Here is a 23,002-nt window from a genome sequence, read left to right as displayed (position 1 = left end):
CATGAACGAAGAAATCCTGATCAACGTGACGCCGCAGGAGACGCGCGTCGCGCTGGTCCAGCAAGGCGCTGTACAGGAGCTTCATGTCGAACGCACGCTGTCGCGCGGGCGCGTCGGCAACGTCTATCTGGGCAAGGTAGTGCGGGTGCTGCCGGGCATGCAGTCGGCGTTCATCGACATCGGTCTCGAGCGCGCCGCGTTCCTGCACGTGGCCGACATCTGGCATCCGCGCATCGCCGGCGAAGCTCCGCACGCGGCACCGCATCAGCCGATCGAGAAGATTGTTTTCGAAGGCCAGGCGCTGATGGTGCAGGTGGTCAAAGACCCGATCGGCACCAAAGGCGCACGGCTGTCGACGCAGGTGAGCATCGCCGGCCGCACGCTCGTGTATCTGCCGCAGGAGCCGCACATCGGCATCTCGCAGAAAATCGAAAGCGAAGCCGAACGCGAAGCGATTCGCGCGCGGCTCACCGCGGTGCTGCCGGTCGACGAGAAAGGCGGCTATATCGTGCGCACCATCGCCGAAGATGCATCGAGCGAAGAACTCGCGGCCGACGTCGCGTATCTGCGCAAGACGTGGGCGACGATCCTGTCGCAGGGCCAGCGCATGCCGCCTACCAGCCTGCTGTATCAAGACCTGAATCTGGCGCAGCGCGTGCTGCGCGATTTCGTCAACGACGAAACATCGCGCATCCAGGTGGATTCACGCGAAACGTTCCAGATGCTGACCGATTTCGCCGGCGAGTTCACGCCTGCGGTGCTGGCAAAGCTGCATCACTATGTGGGCGAGCGGCCGCTGTTCGACCTGTACAACATCGAGACCGAGATCCAGCGGGCGCTGTCGCGACGCGTCGATCTGAAGTCGGGCGGCTACCTCGTGATCGACCAGACCGAGGCGATGACGACCATCGACGTGAACACCGGCGGCTATGTCGGCGCGCGCAACTTCGACGATACGATCTTCAAGACCAACCTCGAAGCCGCGCATACGATCGCGCGGCAACTGCGGCTGCGCAATCTGGGCGGCGTGATCATCATCGACTTCATCGACATGGAGAATGTCGAGCATCGCGACCAGGTGTTGTCGGAACTGAAGAAGGCGTTGTCGCGCGATCGCACGCGGGTGACGGTGAACGGCTTCTCGCAGCTCGGGCTTGTGGAGATGACGCGCAAGCGCACCCGCGAATCGCTCGCGCACGTGCTGTGCGAACCTTGCCCGGTATGCCAGGGCAAGGGGCAGGTGAAGACCGCGCGTACCGTGTGCTATGACGTGCTGCGCGAGATCCTGCGCGAGTCGCGGCAGTTCAATCCGCGCGAGTTCCGCGTGGTCGCATCGCAGCAGGTGATCGATCTGTTTCTCGAAGAAGAATCGCAGCATCTGGCGATGCTGATCGACTTTATCGGCAAGCCGGTTTCATTGCAGGTGGAGTCGAATCTGAGCCAGGAGCAGTACGATATTGTGCTGATGTAGCGTTGAGCCTCCGACACCGCATTTGATTGATCAAAAGGCCTTGCACTGCGAGGCCTTTTTGTTGATGCGACAGCCACCTCCGCAAAAAGCCGCACTGCAGCGCAATGAATCAGCGTAAGAATGCCCGCCACCCGACACGCCGCACGCGATGCCTTTAAAATCCCCGCACCACCTCCGCAAAACCGACCCACCGAACCATGAAGTCCATCCTCGCAGCGTCATTCGCAGCAGCCCTTGCGCTTATCGGCTCGCCGGGCCACGCCCAGACACCCGCCAGCAGCCCGACCTCCAGCCATCCCTGCGCGATCGGCAACGTGACCGGCGTCGGCGGCTCGCCGCAAAGCGTGCATGACTATCTCGCGAGCCCGTCGCGCGACCAGTACCGTTATCTGACTGAAAACCAGATCCAGTGCCAGGTCTCCGACGAAGGCCGCGCATCCGGCTGCACCGGTATCACCAGCCTGCGGCACGAGCGCGTCAGCGTGTACGACGACAGCGATCCCACCACCACCACCGTGATCGCGCGCGTCGAACTCGACCACGGCACCTACACGGCCATGATCGTCGTGCCGAAGCAGGACCTGCAGTGCGAGCAGAACTGAAGGCATTGAAAGTATCGAAGGCTCCGCATCACGGAGACTGCGGCGCGCATATCGCCTGAACCACCCGCGCGCCCCGATGGCACACCGATTGCTGATTGCCAGCACCACACCTCAGCAGCGGGACCCACGCCATGCACTCCGACCATCTAGACCTCGCCGACGATCCGGCAGCCGAAGTCCCCGCCTTTGGTGCTTTCGCGACGCCGGCAGGCGACGCATCCGCGGTGCCGGAACCGGCGCCCACGCCGGTCGGCCTGCTGACGCTCGGCATTGCATGGCTGTTCGGCCTCGAGGCCTTGCTCGGCGACGAACGCCGCATGCCGCGCAAGTAGCGCAATTTCGACTCACGGCATGTAGCCGTTACAGAACATACCGCCCCTGCGCGTCGAATGCGCGAGCGCAGCCGGAATCGCCTAGACTTTTCGATATGCGGTTGAACTGAAACGGAGGCTGCCATGGCCGAATCAATGGTCAGCGTCGTGATCGTAATTGCGCTCGTCGCGTTGGCGGCGATCCTGCTGTCGCACCAGATCCGGCGCGAACATCATCGCAGCAGACACATCGGCCGCTTCGACGGTCGAAGCGTTTGGGAACGGATGCGGCACCGGCATTAGCCCGATCCCGCTCGAGAGGCCACCATGTCTGACGAAGACGTCCAGTGGGAATCGGTCGACTACGAAGGGTTCGAAATCCATCTGTCGACGCGGCCGAAACAACCCGCGGTGCCCGACGAGCCCTACGCTGTGCGCAACGCGCAGCCCAATCGGTACACGTATATCGGCTTTGTCTGCCATCCAGGCGCGAACCCCACGCTGCCTGGCCATACCGTGCCGTTTTACGCGGACGGCGAAGCGTCGTTTCGCAACCCGCAAGACGCGCGCGACGAAGCGGTGCACATCGGGCGCAGCATCATCGAGGGCACGCATCCCGATCTATCCGTACTGGCGCTGGTGACGAGTGGCGTCTGATGCCGTGACACCGCCTGGATGCCGCGCCAACACGCGACGCAACGCGCCGCGCCCCCACCGGGCCCAGCCCACCTCACATCACGCCGCCCCGCACCGAAACGCCGCGCAACGCCGCCCGCTGCGCGCGCTGCCGCTCGCCGCAGCCGAGCATCAGGCCGGCAAACGACCAGAACGCGAGGATCGTGGTTTGCCACATGAAATCGTCGGTGATGTTCTTCATGATCATGCCGACCACCAGCGCGATGCCCGCCGCGCACAGCCACATGTTGATGCGCCGCAAGCGCCAGAAACGCGCGACCAGCGCCGCCAGCAGCACGATCTGCAGCACCACGCCGATCACGCCGGTCTGCAGCCACGTGTTCAGAAACAGGTTGTGCGCGTGCGTCAGCGCAACCGGCTCGAACTGCAGCAGCGCCTCGGGCATCGTACTTTTGAACGCGAGGCCCGGCAGCGGCTTGCCGAAGCCGATGCCGATCCACTTGTGCGGCACGCCGGCGTCCCGATAGAACGCCCACAGCCGGGGACGCGTATCGTTCGACATCGTGTCGCCGATACCGACCAGCGAATGCGGCAGGTAAAGCGGATGGCCGCCAATCTGGAAACCGCTCGGCGCCGGCGCCGCGGCCGCCGGCCCAAGCCGGATGCGCGCGCTGAGTTCGAGGCTACCCATGCCCGCCACCGCCACCAGTACGATCGCCACCGCAGCCAGCAGCAGATGCCGGCGATACAGCGGATACAGCGCAACGAACAGCGTCACCGCGACGGTCGGCCAGAAGAAGCGGTTCAACGTCGCGAGGCCGATGAACAGACACATCGCGATGCCCGTCAGACCGGCCAGCAGCCAGCCGCGCCCGCGCAGCAACAGCCCGGCGAACAGCGTCAACGCGAACAGCGCGAGCGTGCTCGTGTGTCCGACACGGTTGTAGTAATGCAGCAGAAACGTATCTGCGGTCGGCGGCTGCAACTGCCCCCAGTAGATCACGCTGGTCAGCACCAGCAGCCCGCAGGCGACCCACGTGACGAGCACGAAGCGCTCGGGCCGCGCGGTCTTCGTACCGAGCAGCCAGAAGCCCCAGAACGACACCAGCGGATACAGCACTTCGTCGAGCCATGCGTGCAGCGTCACCGGCGGCGCGAACGACCACATGGCCGATGCGAGCGTCCAGCCGCCCCACAGCGCGATCGGCAACGCCAGCGGCCAGTGCATCTCGCCGGCGCGCAGCGCGGACCACGCGGCGGCCAGCGTGCCGATCAGCAGCAGCGCCAGCCCGTAGAACATGACCGCCGTCATGTGCCCAAACATCACGACGAACAGCAACACCGGACACGCAATCCACAGTAGGCGCTCAAGGCGCGCGGCCGTCAGGCTCATGGCACTTTCACCAGAACGTGTTGCAATGCGTTGCTGACCATTTCCACCGACAGACGGCCCATGCAGTCGGCGTGATCGCCATGCCACGCGACGCAGGTGGTCGAATTGCGGTCGCAGCGGCGCACCCACGCCACCTCGCGCCGGAAGATACAGGGCTCGTCGCGGCACGGCATATCGGCGATCGTCACCGGCACGAACGGCGCCTGCTGCCAGTAGCGTCCCGCACCGTGGATCGACGCGTTGCCGGGGCCGAACAATGCGACCGTCGGCACGCCGGTCAGCCGCCCGAGGTGCGCGACGCCGGTGTCGGGACACACCACCGCCTGCGCGCCGGCAAACAGATGCCACAGTTCGCCAAGCCCGAGGCGGCCTGCCAGATTCGGATGGCCCGGATCGGGATCGATCGTGCGCACCAGCTCGACTTCGCCTGGGCCACCGCTCCACACCGGCGTAAAGCCGAGCGATACGACCACCTGCGCAAGCTCGCGCCAGCGCGCGTCCGGCCAGCGCTTGACCGCCGTGCTGGCACCCGGATGCAGCACCACGTACGGGCGCCCTGCCAACCGTTCGATGTCGGGCAACCGCACCGGCGGCGGCGGCGGCGCGGGCCAGTCGGCCACACGATACGGCCGCGGCGCCGGGCCCGGCACCAGTTCGGCTGCGAGGTCCGCCCACGCGGCGGGTTGCTGCGGATACGGCACGTTCTCGTTGACCGGCCAGTTCTTCCACGCCGGCACATCGTGCGCGTGGGCGACGATCCAGCGGCAGCCGGCGGCGAGCGCGAGCCAGCTATGACGGTTGTCGCCCGCCACGATGCCGAGATCGTATGGGCCGGAGCGCAGCACGTTCTTCACGGTCGCGACGTCGCGCGGATCGAACGGCAGCGCGGTCACGTCAAACGGCCGCTGCGCGTACAGCGGCACGATCGGCTTCGGACAGGCCAGCACGATGTCGGCGCGCGGATACTGCGCACGCAGTTTTGCGATCAGCGGCGTGAGCAGCAGCGTGTCGCCCAGCAACAGATGATGCGCAATCAGAATACGTTGCGGCTGCAACGGCTTGCGGCGCGTCGGGCTCAACAGCAGCCGCGGCAGCGCGCGCGCAAAAATGTGGATACGTCCCGTTAGTCGACTCATCGGGTGATCGGCGTATTGTCAAACTTTTCAGGCTTGTCAGGCTTATCGGGCGGTTACCTCGCGCCATGCTGCGTACCGGCGCGCAATCGGCGCGAATCCGGCCCGCATGTGCGACCTGTACCGTGGTTTCAATTAATTGCAAGTATGGAGCTTGGCACGCGACAGGCTCGCGCGATATCTTGAAAAAGAGGCGCAACGGGCCCAATAGCGACGCTCAGCTTTGGCCCGCGGGCTTGCGATGCAGCGTGCACTCGAATCGATACACGGCTGCAGTGCGACCCGAAACACGGCCGCGCGATCTTAACATGCCCCCTTGCGACAACACGACTGCTGCAGCGCGCGTGGCTGTGGCACCGGTTGCAACGCGGGTGCCGGCTGCAACGCACGCCACAGCGCGGGCTTTGACACAAGCGGGTTGGCTCCGCGTAGTCGCGCGTGCGGCGTTGGCGCGAACCGCAGCGAAATGTGGCCAGCGACGTGACCAGCCACGTGGCTGGTCACGCGATTGGCCGCGCGGCACGCAGTGCGCACCGCTGCCACCGTGCGTCATCGGTGCGCGACCGCGCGCGCGTCGACGAAGCGATGCTTGAGCGCGCGAGCGTCGGCGATCTGCTGCGCGGCGCGCAGCAACGCGCCGACGTGATTGGTGACGCTGGTGTCGTACAAGACCGCACCGCGTGCAATGTCCTCGGGCGTCATGTGTGCCGATGCGGCGCGCTGCGCCAGCACCCGCGCGAGCGTGGCGCGCAGGTCGTCGACGTCGTTGGGCGCGAATACGTGCTTCGCGTGCGGCGCGATCGCCGCGCTGCAGCCAAGCGTCGGCGGGCAGATTACCGGCGTGCCGCACATCACCGATTCGATGCCGACAAGGCCAAACGGCTCGTACTTCGATGCAAGGATCGTGAAATCCGCTGCGCGGTAAGCGTCTTCGATACGCTTCACGTAGCCGAGGTAGCGCACCCGGGGCGCGGGCTGCGCCGGCGGGCGGCCCGCTACCGCCAGCACGAACGGCGCCCCGAGCTCGCGCAACGCGGCTTCGATCAGCGGCAAACCCTTGCGGTCGTGGCTGCTGGACGGGAACAGCAGCACGATTTCGTCGTCGGCAAAACCGAACTCGCGGCGCAGTTCCGCGCGGCGCGTGGCGTCGACCGGCGCAAAGCGGGTGCGGTCGGTCGGCGGGTACAGCACCTTGATTTTCGTGTCGGCGATGCCGTACAGCTGACGCAGCTCGTCGCGCATCAGGTCCGAATGCGCGACCACCAGCGCCGCTTCGTGGTACTGGCGCCGTTCCAGTTCGATCTGGCGTACGTCGAAGAATTTGCGCGGCTTGCCGCTCGCGCGCAGAAAGCCCTCGTGCGTGCCGCCGCAAATCGCAATATCCGACGAATCGACCCGGTTGCAGCCGATCAGCACATCCACCTGTGCCGCGCGCCGCAGCGAGCGCAGACGCCGCGCGAACCAGCTGTCGCGCAGCTTGCCCGGCAGGAAGGAAACGTTGATCCGGTGCGGCTCGATCAGGCCGTTTTCCGGCAGCGACGCATCGAAGGTCCGGGCGAAGAATGCCGGCTTGATGCCGAGCGCCGCAAAACCGCGCACCAGATCCATCGCATAGCGCTCGAAGCCGCCGCTATGTTTCAACGCATTGGAGGAGATACCTATTTTCATGTAACAGACCGGTCAACTGACTACAACACGCGGCGGCCGGAAACCCGCTGCGATGCAAGGGAGTGTTTGGTCTCTTGTACGCGGCCCGTTTGCATTCTGGCGGCAAACGGTGCTGTGTTCGTCGGCTGCGCGCTTCTCGCATGTTTCGCATGCCTCGCGTGGCCGCCATGCCGGTGACTCGCTTCGGCATGCTCTATAGAAGCCGATCTGCCCGATAGGTTCCTCTGATCGGACAAACCGGGCGCGTGCCGCGCGACCGTCTTCGGCGGTGAGAAGCTTACCTCAGTTCAAAGATGCACACGCGCAGCGCATAATGCAGCACGTTCCTTTCAATTTCGATGCAACCATCCGCGGAGGAGGCGCTGCCGTCCGTACGGCAGCGCCCCGATGGCCCGTATGGCGTCGAACGGCCCGCGAATCAGGCAGCCGACAGCGTGCCTCTGCGGCAGCTCAGAAAAATACCGACCAGAAAGATAAACAGATTGCCTTCGCTAAAGTTGAGCAGCAGCGAATTGACGAAGCACCCGACCGTGAACGCGAACAGGTAGGCACACACGATCGTATGCGCCGGCTCGCGCAGGCCGCGCGCGGAACGGCCGATCTGCACGAGGAACCATACGAACAACGCGATGCCGATCGCGCCGACCTGCACGCCCATCAGCAGAAATTCGTTATGCGGATTGCCGGCAGTCGTGCCGGCCGCCCCCGTGTTGTTGCGCGCCAATGCGTCGAACTCTTCCTGCACCGAGCCCACGCCGTGACCCACCAGCGGACGCTGCGCGATCAGTTCGAGGCTGCGGCGGTAGAACACGATCCGCTCGCCCATCGAGGTGATCTTGTTTTCGGTCTGGTACTGCACGATTTCGTCACGCGTTTGCGCCAGCCGCGAGCTGTGCGAGTGCAACGCGGCGAATACGAGGCCGCAGGCGATCGCCAGCATCGCCACGCCGCCGCCCCAGCGCACCGCGCGCGGCATCGCACGCAGCGCCCTCAGACGCGACACGACGAACAGCACGATAAACAGCATCACCAGCACCTGGCCGGTACGCCCCTGCATCATCAGCAGCACGTTGAGCGCGGCGAGCAGGGCGACCGCGTACAGCACGACTTTCCCGGGCAGCGTGCGCGCCTCGCGCGCCAGCGTGATCGACAGATAGAACAGCAAGGCCGTCAGCACACCCGCCGCGATGTGATCCTTGAAGACCCACGCACGCCGCACCGGATCGGTAGTCGAGTGCCACGAACCGATCGAGGTCCAGCCGAGATAGTTGGTGCACGACAGCAGCAACAGCAGCGTCAGCGAACTGAACAAGGCCCACTTCGCCGCGTCGGTCCAGGCTGTGGTGCGGGATACACGAAACGTCAGGATCAGAAACGGCAGATACAGCAGCTTGCGGTACTTCATCAGGAAGTCGACTGCATGCGTGCGATCCGCCGATGTGTACGCGAGGCTCACGGCCAGGGCGCCGAACAGCAGCCACGCGGCAAGGCTGACGCGATCGGTGAACAGCGCGCGCCAGTTGCGCCACACTTCCCGCGACAGCAGCGCGCACAGCATGAAAAGGCCCGCCGCGATATTGACGCCCGCCGTGGACAGCGGGATCGCGAACAGCGCAGCCAGCGCGAAAAAGCGCGCCAGCATCAGTGGATAAGAATCTTGTTTTATGAGTTGCATGGTCTTTTTGTTGTGCTTCTGAAACCGCGGCCGCTTCTACGGCTTCTACGGCTTTTACGGCTTCTACGGCTTTTACCCCATCCACTGCTGCCGCAGCTGGCGCGCCCTCCCGCTCACGCCGCGTTCTGCTGAAACTGGATCCGGTGCAGATGCGCGTACAAGCCGTCATGCGCGAGCAGCTCCCGATGCGTGCCCCGCTCGACGATGCGCCCCGCCTCCATCACCAGAATCCGGTCGGCGCGCTCGATGGTCGACAGCCGGTGCGCGATCACCAGCGTCGTGCGGCCCTTCATCAGCGTTTCGAGCGCCGCCTGAACGTGGCGCTCCGATTCGGAATCGAGTGCGGAGGTTGCTTCGTCGAGAATCAGGATCGGTGCGTCCTTGTAGATCGCGCGGGCAATTGCCAGACGCTGGCGCTGGCCGCCCGACAGCATCAGGCCATTGTCGCCGATCAGCGTGTCGATCTTGTTCGGCATCGCGTCGACGGTGTCCCACAGGTTCGCCGCGCGCAGTGCGGCCGTCACCCGTTCCGGATCCGGCTCGTGCCCGTAGGCGACGTTGTGCGCGATCGTGTCGTTGAACAGCACGACCTCCTGGCTCACCATCGCGATCTGGCTGCGCAGCGCATGGATGCCGTATTCGGGCAACGCGACGCCATCGACCAGCACCTCCCCGCCGCTCGGGTCGAAAAAGCGCGGCAGCAGATTGACGAGCGTGGTCTTGCCGCTGCCGGACGGACCGGCCAGCGCGACCATTTCACCCGGCGCGATCACAAACGACACATTCTCGAGCGTCTGACGCTGCATCGGCGCGCTGGTGCCGTACGTGAACGACACGTCGCGGAACTCGACCTCGCCGGACGCGCGCTCGAGCGGCCGCCCGCCGCCGGCCGGTTCGGTCGGCTCGTCGATCAGCCCGAAAATCAGCTCGGCGGCCGTCATGCCGCGCTGCAGCGGCTGGTTGACGTCCATCAGGTGCTTGAGCGGCGAAACGATCAGCAGCATCGACGTGACGAACGCGACGAAACCGCCGACCGTCGTCTGATCGGCCGACGACTGCACCACCGCGATCGTCACCACCACCGCCAGCGCAATCGACGACAGGAACTGCGTGAGCGGCTGCGCGAGGCCACCTGACACGGTCATGCGCATCGAATAGCCGCGCAGCCGGCGGCTCATTTCCGTGAAGCGGTCGAGCTCGTACTGTTCGCCGTTGTGCACCTTGACGACCTTGTAGCCGCCGACCGTTTCTTCGACGATGTACGACAGTTCGTTGGTCAGCAACTGATGCTCGCGATTCAGGCGCCGCAGCCGCCGGTTGATCTTGCCGACCAGCCAGCCGATGCCGGGCAGCAACACCGCGACGATCAGCGTCAGGCGCCAGTTCAGATAGAACAGGTAGGCGAGCAGGAACAGCACGGTCAGCGAATCGCGCACCAGCGTGACCATCACGCCGAGCAGGACGTTCAGGATCTGGTTGACCTCGAACACGATCGCGTTGATCACCGTGCTGGCGGTTTCGCGCTGGAAGAACGAGACGCTGGTGTGGATCATCCGCTGGAACATCGTGAGCCGCAGATCCAGCAGGATGCGGTTCGACACGTAGGCGAGCAGATAACCGGACGCGTATTGCGACACGCCGCGCACCAGCGCGAGGCTGACGATCGCGATCGGCACGAACCATTTGGCGCGTTCGCTGCCGTGCGCGCCGAAGCCCTTGTCGAGCAGCGGTTTGAGCAGCGCGGGAATGGCCGCGTCGGTGGCGGCGCTGAAGGCCATCGCGAGAATTGCCCCGATGATGACCCAGATCAGCGGCTTCATGTAAGGCCATAGCCGGCGCAACACGCTCACCGACGACGACGCCTCACCGGATCCGATGGGTTTGCTTAACGTAGGCTTTGCGCTCAAGACTTCCTCAGGATTGGCGGGACCGGCATGGGCGCGGGTCCTGCGATGCGTGTGATGCGCCCGCGCGAAGAGGCGCGACGGGCGGAAAAAGCAGCATTGTAAACCCGCTGGGGGACGCGGCTCAGTTCCCGTGCTGGTTTGGGAATGCGGGCGGGCGACGGCGCAAGGGTAATTCGGGACGGGCTGGGCTGTGTATACTTTCGCGACGCTCGGCCCGCGGTCGATTGCGGTTGTTGATCTGCTGCGGTCGAGCGGGTTCTTACGCCCTCCACTTCGTTCTCGCATGAATAAACCCACTCTCGGCGTTGCCATCATCACGAAAAATGCCGCCGCGCGGCTCGCCGAGTGCCTGCAGGCCGTGTCGTTCGCCGACGAAATCGTCGTGGTGGACAGCGGCAGCACCGACGCGACCGTCGAGATTGCGCGCGCGCATCGCGCCCGCGTGCTTGTACATACCGACTGGCCAGGCTTTGGCCGCCAGAAGAACCGTGCGCTCGATGCGCTCGAGACGGATTGGGTGCTGTCGATCGATGCGGACGAGATCGTCACGCCCGAGCTGGCGGCGTCGATTGGCGCCGCGCTCGCCGCGCCTTCGACGAATGTGTACGCGCTCGACCGGCTGTCGGCGTTCTGCGGACACTGGATTCACCACAGCGGCTGGTATCCGGACTGGATTCCGCGTCTGTTCCGACGCAACGCTGCGCGCTTCTCGGACGACCTGGTGCACGAGCGGCTCATGTTCGACACCGGTGCGGCGCCTGTCGCACGCCTGAGCGGCAAGCTGCTGCATCACTCGTACGAGGACTTCGAAACGGTGGTGCGCAAGCTTGACGCTTATTCGAGCGCGGGCGCGCAGCAGCGCTTCGCTGCTGGGCAGCGCGGCAGCTTTGGGAAGGCGGTGATGCGCGCGGGGTGGGCGTTTGTGCGTACCTATTTGCTGCGGCGCGGGTTTCTCGATGGCCGCGCGGGCTTCATGATCGCGGTGTTCAACGCGGAAACGGTTTATTACCGGTTTTTGAAGCTGGCGCGGTTGGGGGCGGGACGGCGGTAGGCATGGTTCTGGTACACCGGCTGCGGATATCGATTGCGAAACAGTCGTCCGACGTATTTTTGCGTGCGGACTTCGCGCGCTTCGGAAGCGAAGCGCAGGTTAGCCGCGCGCTGCGCAAGCTGGTCGACGAAGGCCTGATCGCGAAACTTGGCATCGGAGTCTATGCAAGAGCCAAGCGCAGCGTTCTGTCCGGCAAGCCGATTCCGGTTGAGCCCGTTGAAATACTTGCGGGAGAGGCGCTAATGAAGATGGGCGTAGAACTTTTCCCGAACAAAGAGGTAGAACGCTACAACCGGGGCGAGACAAGCCAGGTGCCAGTGGCGACGCGGCTTAACACGGGCAACCGCCGCATCACGCGAAAACTAGGCTTCGGCAAGAAGACTGTGCAGTATGCGAATAATCTCTAGCGAGCCTCGAATGAGGCGGGGGGATTCGACCTGCAGTTGCTCACTGCAGTCTGACAGGGCGGGCGGTGCAATACCGCCCCGTGTCATCAATACACGATCTCGATCGAACTGCCCTCGAACTCGCCGCGCAATGCCGCAAGTAGCTCGTCAGTCGGTTTGACGCGCCATGCGTCGCCCAGACGTACCTCGCCTTCCGCGTGTTCGCTGCGGTAGTGGATCTGCACCGCAAGGCCGTTCGGTATCGGCGCCGACGGACGCTGCCCGCGGCCGAAATCGCGGCCGCCGTCACGACCACCATCGCGCCCATTGCCGCCGCGGCCTTTATCCCGGCCGTTCGCCGCGGACGGCGCCGGTGCCGCGCTCGGCGCTTCTTCGGCCGGCGGCCGGTACGCTTCGAGCACGCGGCGCAGTGCGTGGGCGTCTGCGTTGCCGTTCATCTGCACCTTCACCGCTTGCGCATAACGGCTGCGGGCGCGGCCGAGATCCATTGGCGTATCGACGGTAAAGCGGATGCCGCCCGTGAACGCATCGTTGCGCGCCTGGCCTTGCACCACCAGCAGTTCGTCTTCCTTGAACAGTTGCTTGTTCGCTTCGAACTGCTCGTTGAAAATCGTCACCTCGCACTGGCCGGTGCCGTCGTCGAGCAACGCGATCAGCATCTTGCCGCGCTGGGTCATCTGCGTGCGCAGTGACGAAATCACGCCGGCCACCAGCTTGTCGCGCCCTTCCTTCAGCTCGCCGATCTTCTGCCGCACGAAGCGGCGCACTTCATCCTTGTACGCATCGAACAGGTGGCCGGACAGATAGAAGCCGAGCGCCCCCTTCTCCTCCTGCAGCCGACGCTTGTCGGACCACATGGGCTCGTCGACCAGTTCGTGGCCTTGCAGCGGCACGTCGTCGCCGATGTCGAACAGACCCGCCTGCATCGCGTTCGCGCTCGCCTGGTCGGCCGCTTCCATCGCCAGCGACACCGACGCGATCAACTGCGCGCGATTGGCGTGCAGCGTGTCGAATGCACCGGCGCGAATCAGCGCCTCGACCGTGCGCCGGTTCACCACGCGCCGGTCGATCCGGCCGCAGAAATCGAACAGGTCCTTGAACGGACCTTCTTCACGCGCTCGCAGGATTTCTTCGATCGCATTCTGGCCGCTGCCCTTGATCGCGCCGAGACCATAACGAATCGTGCGCGAGCGCTTGCCATCCGCTTCGGCGACCGGCTCGAAGCGATACGCGGACAGGTTCACGTCCGGCGGCAGCACGGCCATCTTGTTCGCGATGCAGTCCTCGAACAGGATCTTGACCTTGTCCGTGTCGTCCATCGCGAGCGACATGTTGGCCGCCATGAATTCGGCCGGATGGTGCGCCTTCAGCCACGCGGTGAAGTACGCGAGCAGCGCGTACGCGGCCGCGTGCGACTTGTTGAAGCCGTAGCCCGCGAACTTCTCCATCAAGTCGAAGATTTCGTCCGACTTCTCGCGTGTCAGGCCGTTGTTGGCAGCGCCCGCGGCAAAAATCTCGCGGTGCTGCGCCATTTCCTCGGCCTTCTTCTTGCCCATCGCGCGACGCAGCAAGTCGGCGCCGCCCAGCGAATAGCCGCCGATGATCTGCGCCATCTGCATCACCTGCTCCTGGTAGACCATGATGCCGTAGGTCTCTTTCAGAACAGGTTCGACGCGCGGATCGGGAAACTCGACCGTTTCGCGGCCGTGCTTACGCGCACAGAAGCTCGGGATCAGGTCCATCGGACCCGGACGGTACAGCGCGACCAGCGCGATGATGTCTTCGAAGCGGTCCGGCTGCGCGTCTTTCAGCATGCCTTGCATGCCGCGGCTTTCCAGCTGGAACACAGCGACGGTGTTCGCTTTCTTCAGGATCGAGAACGACGCCGGGTCGTCGAGCGGCACCTGCGCGAGCGACCAGTTTTCCTTCGACGGATCGAGCCGGCGGATATAGCGCTCGGCCCAGTCGAGAATGGTCAGCGTGGTCAGGCCCAAAAAGTCGAACTTGACGAGGCCGACGGCTTCGACGTCGTCTTTGTCGTACTGGCTGACTACGCCGCCTTCGTCGCCCTGCGTGTACAGCGGGCAGAAATCGGTCAGCTTGCCGGGCGCAATCAGCACGCCGCCCGCGTGCATGCCGACGTTACGCGTCAGCCCTTCGACGCGCTGCGCGAGCTCGAGCAGCTGGTGCACTTCGTCTTCGTTGTCGAAGCGCTCCTGCAACAGCGGCTCTTCCTTCATCGCGTCGGCAATCGTGACGTGCTTGCCGGGCTTGAACGGAATCAGCTTCGCGATGCCGTCGGTGAACGTATAGCCGAGATCGAGCACACGGCCGATGTCGCGCACGGCGGCCTTCGCCGCCATCGTGCCGAACGTGGCGATCTGCGACACCGCATCCGCACCGTACTTGCCTTTCACGTACTGAATGACGCGGTCGCGGCCTTCCTGACAGAAGTCGATGTCGAAGTCGGGCATCGACACCCGTTCCGGATTCAGGAAACGCTCGAACAGCAGGTTGTAGCGCAGCGGATCGAGGTCGGTAATGCCGAGCGCGTACGCCACCAGCGAACCCGCACCGGAGCCGCGGCCCGGCCCGACCGGCACGCCGTTGTTCTTCGCCCAGTTGATAAAGTCCGCCACGATCAGGAAGTAGCCCGGAAAGCCCATCTTGATGATCGTGCCGCACTCGAAATCGAGCCGTTCGTAGTACGTTGCGCGTTGCGCGTCGCGTTCCGCCACGGCCGGGAACAACTGCTCGAGACGCTTCTCGAGGCCGTCTTTCGACAGCTGCACGAGGTAGTCGTCGAGCGACATGCCGTCTGGTGTCGGGAACAGCGGCAGCTTCGGCTTGCCGAGTTCGAGCGTCAGGTTGCAGCGTTTGGCGATTTCGACCGTATTCGCGAGCGCCGACGGAATGTCGGCGAACAACGCGACCATGTCGTCTTGCGTGCGGAAGTACTGCTCGGTCGTGAAGCGCTTCTGGCGCCGCGGGTTCGCGAGAATGTCGCCTTCCGAGATGCACACGCGCGCCTCGTGCGCGGTGAAATCGTCGTGCGTCATGTACTGCAGCGGGTGCGTGGCGACCACCGGCAGCTTCAGCGCGGCCGCGAGCGTCACCGCCTGCTGCACATAGGCGTCGCCGCCCGGCTGCCCGCTGCGTTGCAGCTCGATATAGAAACCGTTCGGGAAAATTTGCGCCCAGCGCTGTGCATTGCGTTTGGCCGCTTCGTCATTGCCCGCGGCGAACGCCATGCCGACATCGCCCTGCTGCGCGCCCGACAATGCAAGCAGGCCTTCGGCCAGCCCGGCCTCGAGCCATTCGACGTTGACTTCCGCGCGGCCGCGATACTGGTTCGTGAGCCACGCCTTGCTCAACAGCTCGCACAGATTCAGGTAGCCGCGCTTGTTCTTGACCAGCAGCAGCAGACGCGACGGCTTGTCGCGATCCGCTGGATTGGTGATCCAGACGTCGCAGCCAGCGATGGGTTTGACCCCTTTGCCGCGGGCTTCCTTGTAGAAACGAACGAGGCCGAATGCGTTACCGAGATCGGTAAGCGCGAGCGCGCCCTGACCGTCTTTGGCTGCGGCCGCGACGACGTCGTCAAGGCGCACGATGCCATCGGCAATCGAGAATTCGGAATGGACGCGGAGGTGAACGAAGCGGGGATCTGACATGGGCGGTATTGTAACTCGCGACCCGCCGGATTTTGCCGCCGATCGCCCGTCGAATTCGCAGGTTAGCCGTTCGGCCAGGGGTACGCGCCGCATGGCACATCAGGATGCGCCGCGTCAATATGCCATTCGGCAAACTGTCGGCGCGCGGACCAGATAAGGGATAATACGGTTTTGTCAGTTTGCCGCTGCGCCGCCCATGCCCGTCCTGTGGTCGGGTGCACGCCCAGACCTTTGTTGGGCTGCCATGTCAGGTTGCGTTGCGCGCGGCCCGTTCTTGCCGATTCAATATGAGTATCCTCAATCTATCCGCGTATCAGTTCGTCACGCTCGATGCAATCGCACAATGGCGCCCGCTCGTCACGGAGCGCTGTCACGCGCTCGAGCTGCGCGGCACGATCCTGCTTGCGCCGGAGGGCATCAACCTGTTCATCGCAGGCACGCACGAGAATGTGCGCACGTTCATCGAATACATTCGCCACGATCCGCTGTTCGACGGCAAGTTCGCGCAATTGCAGTTCAAGGAGAGCGTGTCGGATACGCAGCCGTTCCGGCGCATGCTCGTCAAGCTGAAGAAAGAAATCATCACGATGAAAAGGCCGGCCATCAGGCCGGCGAACGGCCGCGCGCCGTCTGTCGATGCACGCACGCTGAAAGCATGGCTCGACCGCGGCCACGACGACGCGGGGCGGCCGGTCGTGATGCTGGATACGCGCAACGCGTTCGAAGTAGACGTCGGCACGTTCGACGCCGCGCTCGATTACCGCATCGCGAAGTTCAGCGAATTTCCCGACGTGATCGACAAGCACCGTGGCGATCTCGAGGGCAAGACCGTCGTATCGTTCTGCACCGGCGGAATTCGCTGTGAGAAAGCGGCCATCCATATGCAGGAAGTCGGCATCGACCACGTGTATCAGCTCGAGGGTGGCATCCTGAAGTATTTCGAGGAAGTCGGCGGCGCGCATTATCACGGCGAGTGTTTCGTGTTCGACTACCGCACCGCGCTCGATCCGAATCTCGAGCCTACTGCAACCGTGCAATGCTTCGGCTGCCGCGCCGTGATTACGCCCGAAGAGCAAAAGTCGCCGCTTTATGTGCCGGGCAAGACCTGCTCCGCGTGTCATCCGCAACGAGACGCCGCGCAAACATCGCAGACCGGGCAGAGCGTCTGCGCAGCGAACACGCCGCAGCCCGCGCAGGCCGCATGAAGGGCACCGGCGCGGGCGCTGTAACGGCCTGCGTGCCACGCAACCACCCGGCATCGCTGTCATGAGCTATCGCGGACGCTTCGCGCCATCGCCCACCGGGCCGTTGCACTTCGGCTCGCTGGTCAGTGCGCTTGCCAGTTGGCTCGATGCGCGCGCGCACGATGGCACGTGGCTCGTGCGCATCGACGACATCGATGGGCCGCGTACGGTGCCCGGCGCGGCGCAAGACATTCTCGCGATGCTGGAGCGCTTCGGCTTGCACGCGGACGAGCCGCCGGTCTGGCAGAGCCGTCGCGTTGCGCACTACCAGCGTGCGTTCGCGCAGTTGCAAGAGGCCGGCCTCGTCTATCCGTGCGGCTGCACGCGCAAGGAAATTGCCGACTCGCTGCTACGCGCGCATGCGCGGCACACGACGCTCGCCTACCCCGGCACCTGCCGTGCCGGCCTGCACGGCAAGGCGCCGCGCGCATGGCGCTTGCGTGTGCCCGACGACGAAACCGCACTGATCACCTTCGACGATCGCTGGCAGCATACGCAACAGCAGAATCTGGCCACCGAGGTGGGCGACTTCGTGCTGTACCGCGCGGATGGTCAATGGGCATATCAACTGGTAGTGGTGGTCGACGACGCGGACGCCGGTATCACGCATATCGTGCGCGGCGCCGACCTGCTCGATTCGACGGCGAGGCAAATCTGGCTGCAGCGCTGTCTCGTCGTGCCGACGCCGTCGTATCTGCATGTGCCGGTGGTCACCAATGCGGCGGGCGAAAAACTCAGCAAGCAAACCGGCGCGCGCGCGCTCGATGCAAGCCGGCCGCTCGATATGCTGCATGCAGCGGCGCGCCACCTGGGGCTGGAAGGATTCGAAGAGATGGCCAGCGCGGCTCACACTTCGCTGCCGGCGTTTTATGCCGCCGCGACCAGGGCGTGGGCAAAACGTCTTGAATCGCTCCCGGCACGTTAGTCGAGCTCGCGCCACGACGCCCCACAACGCGCCCCACAACGCGCCCAAAAAGTCGCACCACACACAGCTCCGCGACTTTCCGCGTGACCGCACGTCCGCCCTGCCGAAAACTTGCCCAGCACTGCTCGCCCCCTCCCGCCGCAACCACCCGCACTCAACGCAAGCCGGCCCATCCCAATCTCCCCACGCCGCCTCTCCCGCCTCCGGTCAAAAGCTCTCCGTATAAGGCCGCACATCCAGCTCCTGGGTCCACGCAGACCGGTGCTGCTGATGCAAGTACCAATACGCGTCGGCGATCGCATCGATATCGAGCAGGCCGTCCGCATCCATTTTCGCGGCAGCCTCAGGCTGCTTCGACATAAACCGCTCGCCGCGAATCACCCCATCGATCACCACATGCGCGACATGGATGCCCTGCGGCTGAAACTCGCGCGCCAGTGCCTGGCTCACCATCCGCAAACCCGCCTTGGCAGCCGAAAAAGCCGCGAAACGCGGCCGGCCTCTTAGCGAAGCGGTCGCGCCGGTGAACAGCAGCGTGCCGCGGCCGCGCTTTTGCATCGACCGGATCACTTCCCTGCCGAACACGAACCCGCCGAAGCAGCACACGCGCCAGCTTTGTTCGAATGCCGCGCTATCGAGTTCGAGCGTCGGTGCCCAGTGTGCGCTGCCCGCGTTGTAGACCCCCACTTCCAGCGTCCCGAGGCTTTCGATGCGCGCCAGAATGTCGAGCAGGTCGCGCTCGCTGCCTACGTCGCCGGGCGCGGCAAGCGCGCTGCCACCGGCCTGTTCGATCGCGCGCACCACGCCGGCGAGGCGCTCCGGCGAGCGGCCGGTGACCACCGCCGTGAAACCTTCCTTCGCAAACCGCTGCGCGACTGCCGCACCGGTTCCCTGCAGCGCGCCGACGCCTGCTATCCACGCGATCTTCGTGTCGCGGGCCGTCTCGTTTTCCGTCATGATTCGCTCCGTTCAGGTCGTGCCGCGGGTTCGTCGTACCTTGCTGGACGTCGCCCGTCCCGCGGCCGTCATCGTGTAAATTCGGGCAAGATGATCGACCACCATGCTATGCGAAGCGTGCCGCCGCCGCTCGCGCTGCAACGCCCGCTCGCGCTGAAGCACGAGCACGAGCACGAGCACGAGCACGAGCACGAGCACGAGCACGAGCACGAGCATTCAGCATCGACCCACCCACATCCCGAGGCAAGCCAATGAGCGTCGTTTTTGTAGCCGATCTTGGCGGCACCCACTTTCGCGCCGCCCTCGTCGACCGGGATGGCGACGTAGTCGCACAAAGCTCGCGCGCGAGCGCGCCGAGCGAGGCCGACGCCGACGGCCGCTCCGAAGTCGCCCCCGACATCTGGTGGCAGACCCTCCTCGCCCTCGCTACCGATCTCGCCGAAAGCGCCCCCGAAGCGTTCGCCGCCACTCAGGCCATTGCGCTAAGCGCCGTCACCCGCACGCAGGTATTGATCGACGCGCACGGCCGTGTATTGCGCGACGCACTCACATGGCGCGACACACGCGCCGCATCCATTGCCAAAGAACTTGTCGCGCAATTGCCACCGCATCATCCGGAAACCGCGCAGGTCAATGCGTTTCATCCGCTCGCGCGTCTCGCATGGCTGAAGCAGCACGAGCCGGATCGCTTCAGCCACGTAGCAACGGTGCTGGAACCAAAGGACTATCTGAACTTTTGCCTGACCGGCGTGCGCACGTCCGACCGCATTTCGAGCGCCCGCCTGAGCGCCGCCGCCACGCGCACGCAAAGCGCACCGGATCTGCTGGAAGCAGGCGGAATCCGTCATTCCCTGCTGCCGCCGCTTGTCACACCGTGCGCTCAGGTCGGCACAATCCGCGCCGACACGCCCGCCCCGTTCGGCCGACTGGCCGGCATCCCCGTGCTGTGCGGCTCGAACGACACGTGGAGCGCCGTGGTCGGGCTCGGCGCGCTGCAACCGAACCTCGCCTATAACCTGTCCGGCACGACCGAGGTATTCGGCGTGATCAGCACCGACGCGCACAGCGCCGCAGGTCTCGTCAGCGTCGATTGGGGCGGCGTCCATCAACTCGGCGGCCCGAGCCAGAACGGTGCGGACACGCTCGCGTGGCTGCTGTCGATCCTCGGCCTCGCCGATCACGACGGCCCGTTCCCCACCGAAGCGCTCGCCGCGCTGCTGGCCATGCCGCGTCATCCGCAGCCGCTGCTGTTTCTGCCGTACCTGCAAGGCGAGCGCGTGCCATGGTGGGACCCGGCACTGCGCGGCGCATTCATCGGCCTGCAGCGCGCCCATACCCGAACCGACATGGCGTGGGCCGTGCTGGAAGGCGTGGCGTTTCATAACCGGCTGGTGCTGAACCGCGCAGAAGCAGCGCTTGGCCGCAACGTCGACGAAATCCGCTTCGGCGGCAAAGCGGCGTCGAATCTGCTTTGGCGGCAGATCAAGGCAGACATCTGCGAGCGACCGGTGGTGGTCGGCACAGCGGCCGAAGCAGGTCTCACAGGCGCGGCGGCGGTCGCATGGACCGGCATCGGCGCATTCGCCTCGTTACACGACGCGCAGCGGCACCTCGCTCGCAGCGCCGCGCGTTGCGAGCCCGACGCAACGCGCGTGACGTTCTATCGTCCGCTGTTCGAGCTATACCAGCAGGCGCACAGCGCGCTCGCTCCGATCTCGCGCGAACTCGCGGCGCTGCCAGTCAACCGCGCGGCACCGCAGGCGCGGTGAGAGAGCCGGACGCCGCGCGAGTGCAGCAGAGAAAACGATGACCTCAATCCCGGTTGCCTGACCACCGCGCAGCGCGCAGCGCACACGTGCCACCCGCCCGACGCGCGGCCGCCCACGATCCCATCTCCGCGCCCGCACGACATGCACGCTGTGAACCAGAAACAGCACGCCCCCCACGTCCTCACGCGTGCAACCTGAACCGCCCCACCATCCCCTGCAACGCACGCGCCTGATCGTCCAGCGACTGCGCCGCCGCGGTCGCCTGCTCCACCAGCGCCGCGTTCTGCTGCGTGCCCGCATCCATCTGCGACACCGCGAGATTGATTTCCTCGATGCCCGAACTCTGTTCGGCCGAGGCCGCCGAGATCTCGCCCATGATGTCGGTCACCCGCTTAACGGCCTTCACCACTTCGTCCATCGTCTGCCCGGCGTCCTGCGCAAGCTGCGAGCCATTGCTCGCGCGCGCCACCGACGCGCCGATCAGCGTCTTGATCTCTTTGGCCGCCGCCGCGCTGCGCTGCGCGAGATTGCGCACCTCGGCCGCCACCACCGAAAAGCCACGCCCTTCCTCACCGGCCCGCGCCGCCTCGACCGCGGCGTTCAGCGCGAGGATATTGGTCTGAAACGCAATCCCCTCGATCACACCGATGATGTCGCCGATGCTCTTCGCGCTGTCGTTGATGTCGCTCATCGTCGCGACCACCCGGCCGACCACGTCGCCGCCTTTCACGGCGATCGCCGACGCATTGTCCGCCAGCGTGCGCGCCTGCTTTGCGTTATCGGCGTTCTGCCGCACCGTCGAGGTCAGCTCTTCCATGCTGCTCGCGGTACGCTCGAGCGCCATCGCCTGCTGCTCGGTGCGCTGCGACAGGTCGAGATTGCCCATCGAGATCTGCCCGGACGCCGCGGCAATCGCCTCGGCGCTCGCGGAAATATCGGCCACCGTCGCCGACAGCCCGTGCTGCATGTCGCGCAGCGCGGACAACATGCTCGACGTATCGCGCCGTTTCAGCGCGATCGCATCGGACAGATCGCCGGCCGCGATCCGGCTGGCGATTTCCTTTGCATAGCCGGGCTCGCCGCCGAGCTGGCGCGCGAGCCGCCGCACCACCCACTCGCTGATGGCGAACGCCAGCACGATCAGGCCGAGCGTCATCGCGGCGATCATCACGAACGACGATTCGAAGATGAACGAAGATGCGTCGATGGTGGCCTTAGCGGCCGTGCCGCGCTGCGCGACCAGCGCATCGACGCGTTTTTCGAGCTTGCCCGTTTCGACCAGCAGCGATACGTCCTGGGTGCCGACCTGCCAGTTCATCTGCGAAAGATCGAGCGGCTGCGCCTGCACCAGCTTCACGAAGTCGCGCAGATGCGCGCTCCATGCGGCAATCGCGGCGGCGAACTGCTTTTGCTGGCTGGCCGCATCGGCCGATACCGTGTACTGCTGCAGCGTGTTCAGTTCCACGTTCAGCGCGGCGAGGCCTTTTTCGATGTCGGCGCCGAGTTCCTCGCGCTCTTTCGCGGTGGTCGCGGTGAGCAGCATTTTCTGCGCGCGGCTGGCCCGCAACATGTTGCCGCGCGCTTCCTCAGCCGCGCGGCTCGCGACATAGCCCTGTTGATAGATCGATTGCGTCGAGCCGTTCAGCCGGCTGATCTGCATCAGCGAAAACACGCCGATGGCGAGCGTGCCCGCCAGCAACACGGCGAACGCGAGCCGCAGCGTGGTCTTTACCGACAGATGGCGGCGCGTGCGCGGCCGGCGCATGTCGCCGCTTCGATGCCCGTTCGGCGCCGCAGCAGCGCCGGCAGCGTCGGCCGGCAGGAACGCTTCGTCGGGCCGCTTGCCCAGCGGAAGTGCAGTCATGTTTTTTCCCCACTTGTCTTGCAGCCGGAAAGGTCTGTTCCGGCGAACTTTCGTCTCACGTCAGGTCAACGACACAACCGCCGGCATTCTTTAGCTTCCCCGTGCCGTGCGGTGCGACGCGCGCCGCCTCGTGGGCCGCGCGCGAGCGGTGTTATACATGGCCAAAAACGCGGCGTCACTGGAGGTCATCCTCGTCTCATGCGCAGCGCTTAAGGTGACCACCGGTGATCGCCCGGCGGCCATCCAGCGGCTGCAAACAGCCGGTCGCAGACTCGCCAATATGCGCCGCTTTGGTGCACCGCAGCGTTGCAGACC

General features: G+C 65.1%; 19 protein-coding genes. 10 read left to right on the top strand and 9 right to left on the bottom strand.

Annotation, left to right across the window (positions count from 1 at the left end; all coding sequences use genetic code 11):
• Position 1 precedes the first annotated feature (1 nt).
• The 5 genes from rng to ACYVNQ_RS29400 all read left to right on the top strand — a co-directional run bounded on the left by rng (position 2) and on the right by ACYVNQ_RS29400 (position 3,041).
• Positions 2-1,471: a ribonuclease G gene (gene rng / locus ACYVNQ_RS29420; protein WP_460907538.1), complete on the top strand. Its 1,470-nt coding sequence runs from the start codon at positions 2-4 to the stop codon at positions 1,469-1,471.
• A 197-nt stretch (positions 1,472-1,668) separates the two neighbouring features.
• Positions 1,669-2,073, top strand: coding sequence for a hypothetical protein (locus ACYVNQ_RS29415; RefSeq protein WP_460907536.1), 405 nt, complete (start codon positions 1,669-1,671; stop codon positions 2,071-2,073).
• 131 nt (positions 2,074-2,204) lie between these two features.
• Positions 2,205-2,405, top strand: coding sequence for a hypothetical protein (locus ACYVNQ_RS29410; protein WP_460907534.1), 201 nt, complete (start codon positions 2,205-2,207; stop codon positions 2,403-2,405).
• Positions 2,406-2,528: 123 nt separating this feature from the next.
• Positions 2,529-2,687: a hypothetical protein gene (locus ACYVNQ_RS29405; protein WP_460907532.1), complete on the top strand. Its 159-nt coding sequence runs from the start codon at positions 2,529-2,531 to the stop codon at positions 2,685-2,687.
• Positions 2,688-2,711: 24 nt separating this feature from the next.
• On the top strand, positions 2,712-3,041 hold the full coding sequence (locus ACYVNQ_RS29400; protein WP_460907530.1) for a hypothetical protein: 330 nt from the start codon (positions 2,712-2,714) through the stop codon (positions 3,039-3,041).
• Between the two features lie 73 nt (positions 3,042-3,114).
• On the opposite strand, the gene ACYVNQ_RS29395 is transcribed toward ACYVNQ_RS29400, so the two are convergent.
• From ACYVNQ_RS29395 to msbA, 5 genes are all read right to left on the bottom strand, one after another.
• Positions 3,115-4,413: an O-antigen ligase family protein gene (locus tag ACYVNQ_RS29395; RefSeq protein WP_460907528.1), complete on the bottom strand. Its 1,299-nt coding sequence runs from the start codon at positions 4,411-4,413 to the stop codon at positions 3,115-3,117.
• Positions 4,410-5,549 carry a glycosyltransferase family 9 protein gene (locus ACYVNQ_RS29390; RefSeq protein ID WP_460907526.1) on the bottom strand — a complete coding sequence of 380 codons (1,140 nt, stop codon included), beginning with the start codon at positions 5,547-5,549 and terminating at the stop codon, positions 4,410-4,412. Before ACYVNQ_RS29390 ends, ACYVNQ_RS29395 begins: the two co-directional genes overlap by 4 nt.
• Before the next feature lie 546 nt (positions 5,550-6,095).
• Positions 6,096-7,214, bottom strand: a complete 1,119-nt coding sequence (locus tag ACYVNQ_RS29385; RefSeq protein WP_460907524.1) for a glycosyltransferase family 4 protein — start codon at positions 7,212-7,214, stop codon at positions 6,096-6,098.
• 418 nt (positions 7,215-7,632) lie between these two features.
• Positions 7,633-8,889: an O-antigen ligase family protein gene (locus tag ACYVNQ_RS29380; RefSeq protein WP_460907522.1), complete on the bottom strand. Its 1,257-nt coding sequence runs from the start codon at positions 8,887-8,889 to the stop codon at positions 7,633-7,635.
• 113 nt (positions 8,890-9,002) lie between these two features.
• Complete coding sequence (msbA, locus tag ACYVNQ_RS29375) at positions 9,003-10,796, bottom strand: lipid A export permease/ATP-binding protein MsbA (RefSeq protein ID WP_460907520.1); 1,794 nt, start codon at positions 10,794-10,796, stop codon at positions 9,003-9,005.
• Positions 10,797-11,079: 283 nt separating this feature from the next.
• Here msbA and ACYVNQ_RS29370 point away from each other — a divergent pair, with 283 nt between their 5' ends.
• Positions 11,080-11,847: a glycosyltransferase family 2 protein gene (locus ACYVNQ_RS29370; protein WP_460907518.1), complete on the top strand. Its 768-nt coding sequence runs from the start codon at positions 11,080-11,082 to the stop codon at positions 11,845-11,847.
• 2 nt (positions 11,848-11,849) lie between these two features.
• Positions 11,850-12,254: a DUF6088 family protein gene (locus ACYVNQ_RS29365; protein ID WP_460907516.1), complete on the top strand. Its 405-nt coding sequence runs from the start codon at positions 11,850-11,852 to the stop codon at positions 12,252-12,254.
• A gap of 86 nt (positions 12,255-12,340) precedes the next feature.
• Here the strand turns inward: ACYVNQ_RS29365 and dnaE are convergent, their stop codons facing one another.
• The gene (gene dnaE, locus ACYVNQ_RS29360; protein ID WP_460907757.1) at positions 12,341-15,937 is read right to left on the bottom strand and encodes a DNA polymerase III subunit alpha; all 3,597 of its coding nucleotides are present in this window, start codon (positions 15,935-15,937) and stop codon (positions 12,341-12,343) included.
• A gap of 278 nt (positions 15,938-16,215) precedes the next feature.
• Here dnaE and ACYVNQ_RS29355 point away from each other — a divergent pair, with 278 nt between their 5' ends.
• Together ACYVNQ_RS29355 and gluQRS are read left to right on the top strand one after the other, a co-directional pair.
• Positions 16,216-17,133: a sulfurtransferase gene (locus tag ACYVNQ_RS29355; RefSeq protein ID WP_460907514.1), complete on the top strand. Its 918-nt coding sequence runs from the start codon at positions 16,216-16,218 to the stop codon at positions 17,131-17,133.
• A gap of 61 nt (positions 17,134-17,194) precedes the next feature.
• Positions 17,195-18,097, top strand: coding sequence for a tRNA glutamyl-Q(34) synthetase GluQRS (gene gluQRS / locus ACYVNQ_RS29350; protein WP_460907513.1), 903 nt, complete (start codon positions 17,195-17,197; stop codon positions 18,095-18,097).
• Between the two features lie 207 nt (positions 18,098-18,304).
• Here the strand turns inward: gluQRS and ACYVNQ_RS29345 are convergent, their stop codons facing one another.
• Together ACYVNQ_RS29345 and ACYVNQ_RS29340 are read right to left on the bottom strand one after the other, a co-directional pair.
• Entirely contained in the window at positions 18,305-19,057 is a 753-nt protein-coding gene (locus ACYVNQ_RS29345; RefSeq protein WP_460907755.1) for an SDR family NAD(P)-dependent oxidoreductase, read from the bottom strand.
• Positions 19,058-19,066: 9 nt separating this feature from the next.
• Positions 19,067-19,270: a hypothetical protein gene (locus tag ACYVNQ_RS29340; RefSeq protein ID WP_460907511.1), complete on the bottom strand. Its 204-nt coding sequence runs from the start codon at positions 19,268-19,270 to the stop codon at positions 19,067-19,069.
• Positions 19,271-19,305: 35 nt separating this feature from the next.
• Here ACYVNQ_RS29340 and ACYVNQ_RS29335 point away from each other — a divergent pair, with 35 nt between their 5' ends.
• Positions 19,306-20,823, top strand: coding sequence for a xylulokinase (locus ACYVNQ_RS29335; protein ID WP_460907509.1), 1,518 nt, complete (start codon positions 19,306-19,308; stop codon positions 20,821-20,823).
• Positions 20,824-21,004: 181 nt separating this feature from the next.
• Here the strand turns inward: ACYVNQ_RS29335 and ACYVNQ_RS29330 are convergent, their stop codons facing one another.
• On the bottom strand, positions 21,005-22,687 hold the full coding sequence (locus tag ACYVNQ_RS29330) for a methyl-accepting chemotaxis protein (RefSeq protein ID WP_460907507.1): 1,683 nt from the start codon (positions 22,685-22,687) through the stop codon (positions 21,005-21,007).
• Positions 22,688-23,002: the final 315 nt, after the last annotated feature.

Source organism: Paraburkholderia jirisanensis (assembly GCF_054782355.1).
Note: the sequence above shows the minus strand (reverse complement) of the source record. Positions and strands in the feature narration are given on the sequence as shown.

Coding starts and splice junctions, on each gene's coding strand:
- rng (WP_460907538.1), top strand. CDS start 2: ATGAACGAAGAAATCCTGATCAACGTGACGCCGCAGGAGACGCGCGTC.
- ACYVNQ_RS29415 (WP_460907536.1), top strand. CDS start 1,669: ATGAAGTCCATCCTCGCAGCGTCATTCGCAGCAGCCCTTGCGCTTATC.
- ACYVNQ_RS29410 (WP_460907534.1), top strand. CDS start 2,205: ATGCACTCCGACCATCTAGACCTCGCCGACGATCCGGCAGCCGAAGTC.
- ACYVNQ_RS29405 (WP_460907532.1), top strand. CDS start 2,529: ATGGCCGAATCAATGGTCAGCGTCGTGATCGTAATTGCGCTCGTCGCG.
- ACYVNQ_RS29400 (WP_460907530.1), top strand. CDS start 2,712: ATGTCTGACGAAGACGTCCAGTGGGAATCGGTCGACTACGAAGGGTTC.
- ACYVNQ_RS29395 (WP_460907528.1), bottom strand. CDS start 4,413: ATGAGCCTGACGGCCGCGCGCCTTGAGCGCCTACTGTGGATTGCGTGT.
- ACYVNQ_RS29390 (WP_460907526.1), bottom strand. CDS start 5,549: ATGAGTCGACTAACGGGACGTATCCACATTTTTGCGCGCGCGCTGCCG.
- ACYVNQ_RS29385 (WP_460907524.1), bottom strand. CDS start 7,214: ATGAAAATAGGTATCTCCTCCAATGCGTTGAAACATAGCGGCGGCTTC.
- ACYVNQ_RS29380 (WP_460907522.1), bottom strand. CDS start 8,889: ATGCAACTCATAAAACAAGATTCTTATCCACTGATGCTGGCGCGCTTT.
- ACYVNQ_RS29370 (WP_460907518.1), top strand. CDS start 11,080: ATGAATAAACCCACTCTCGGCGTTGCCATCATCACGAAAAATGCCGCC.
- ACYVNQ_RS29365 (WP_460907516.1), top strand. CDS start 11,850: ATGGTTCTGGTACACCGGCTGCGGATATCGATTGCGAAACAGTCGTCC.
- ACYVNQ_RS29355 (WP_460907514.1), top strand. CDS start 16,216: ATGAGTATCCTCAATCTATCCGCGTATCAGTTCGTCACGCTCGATGCA.
- gluQRS (WP_460907513.1), top strand. CDS start 17,195: ATGAGCTATCGCGGACGCTTCGCGCCATCGCCCACCGGGCCGTTGCAC.
- ACYVNQ_RS29340 (WP_460907511.1), bottom strand. CDS start 19,270: ATGCTCGTGCTCGTGCTCGTGCTCGTGCTCGTGCTCGTGCTCGTGCTC.
- ACYVNQ_RS29335 (WP_460907509.1), top strand. CDS start 19,306: ATGAGCGTCGTTTTTGTAGCCGATCTTGGCGGCACCCACTTTCGCGCC.
- ACYVNQ_RS29330 (WP_460907507.1), bottom strand. CDS start 22,687: ATGACTGCACTTCCGCTGGGCAAGCGGCCCGACGAAGCGTTCCTGCCG.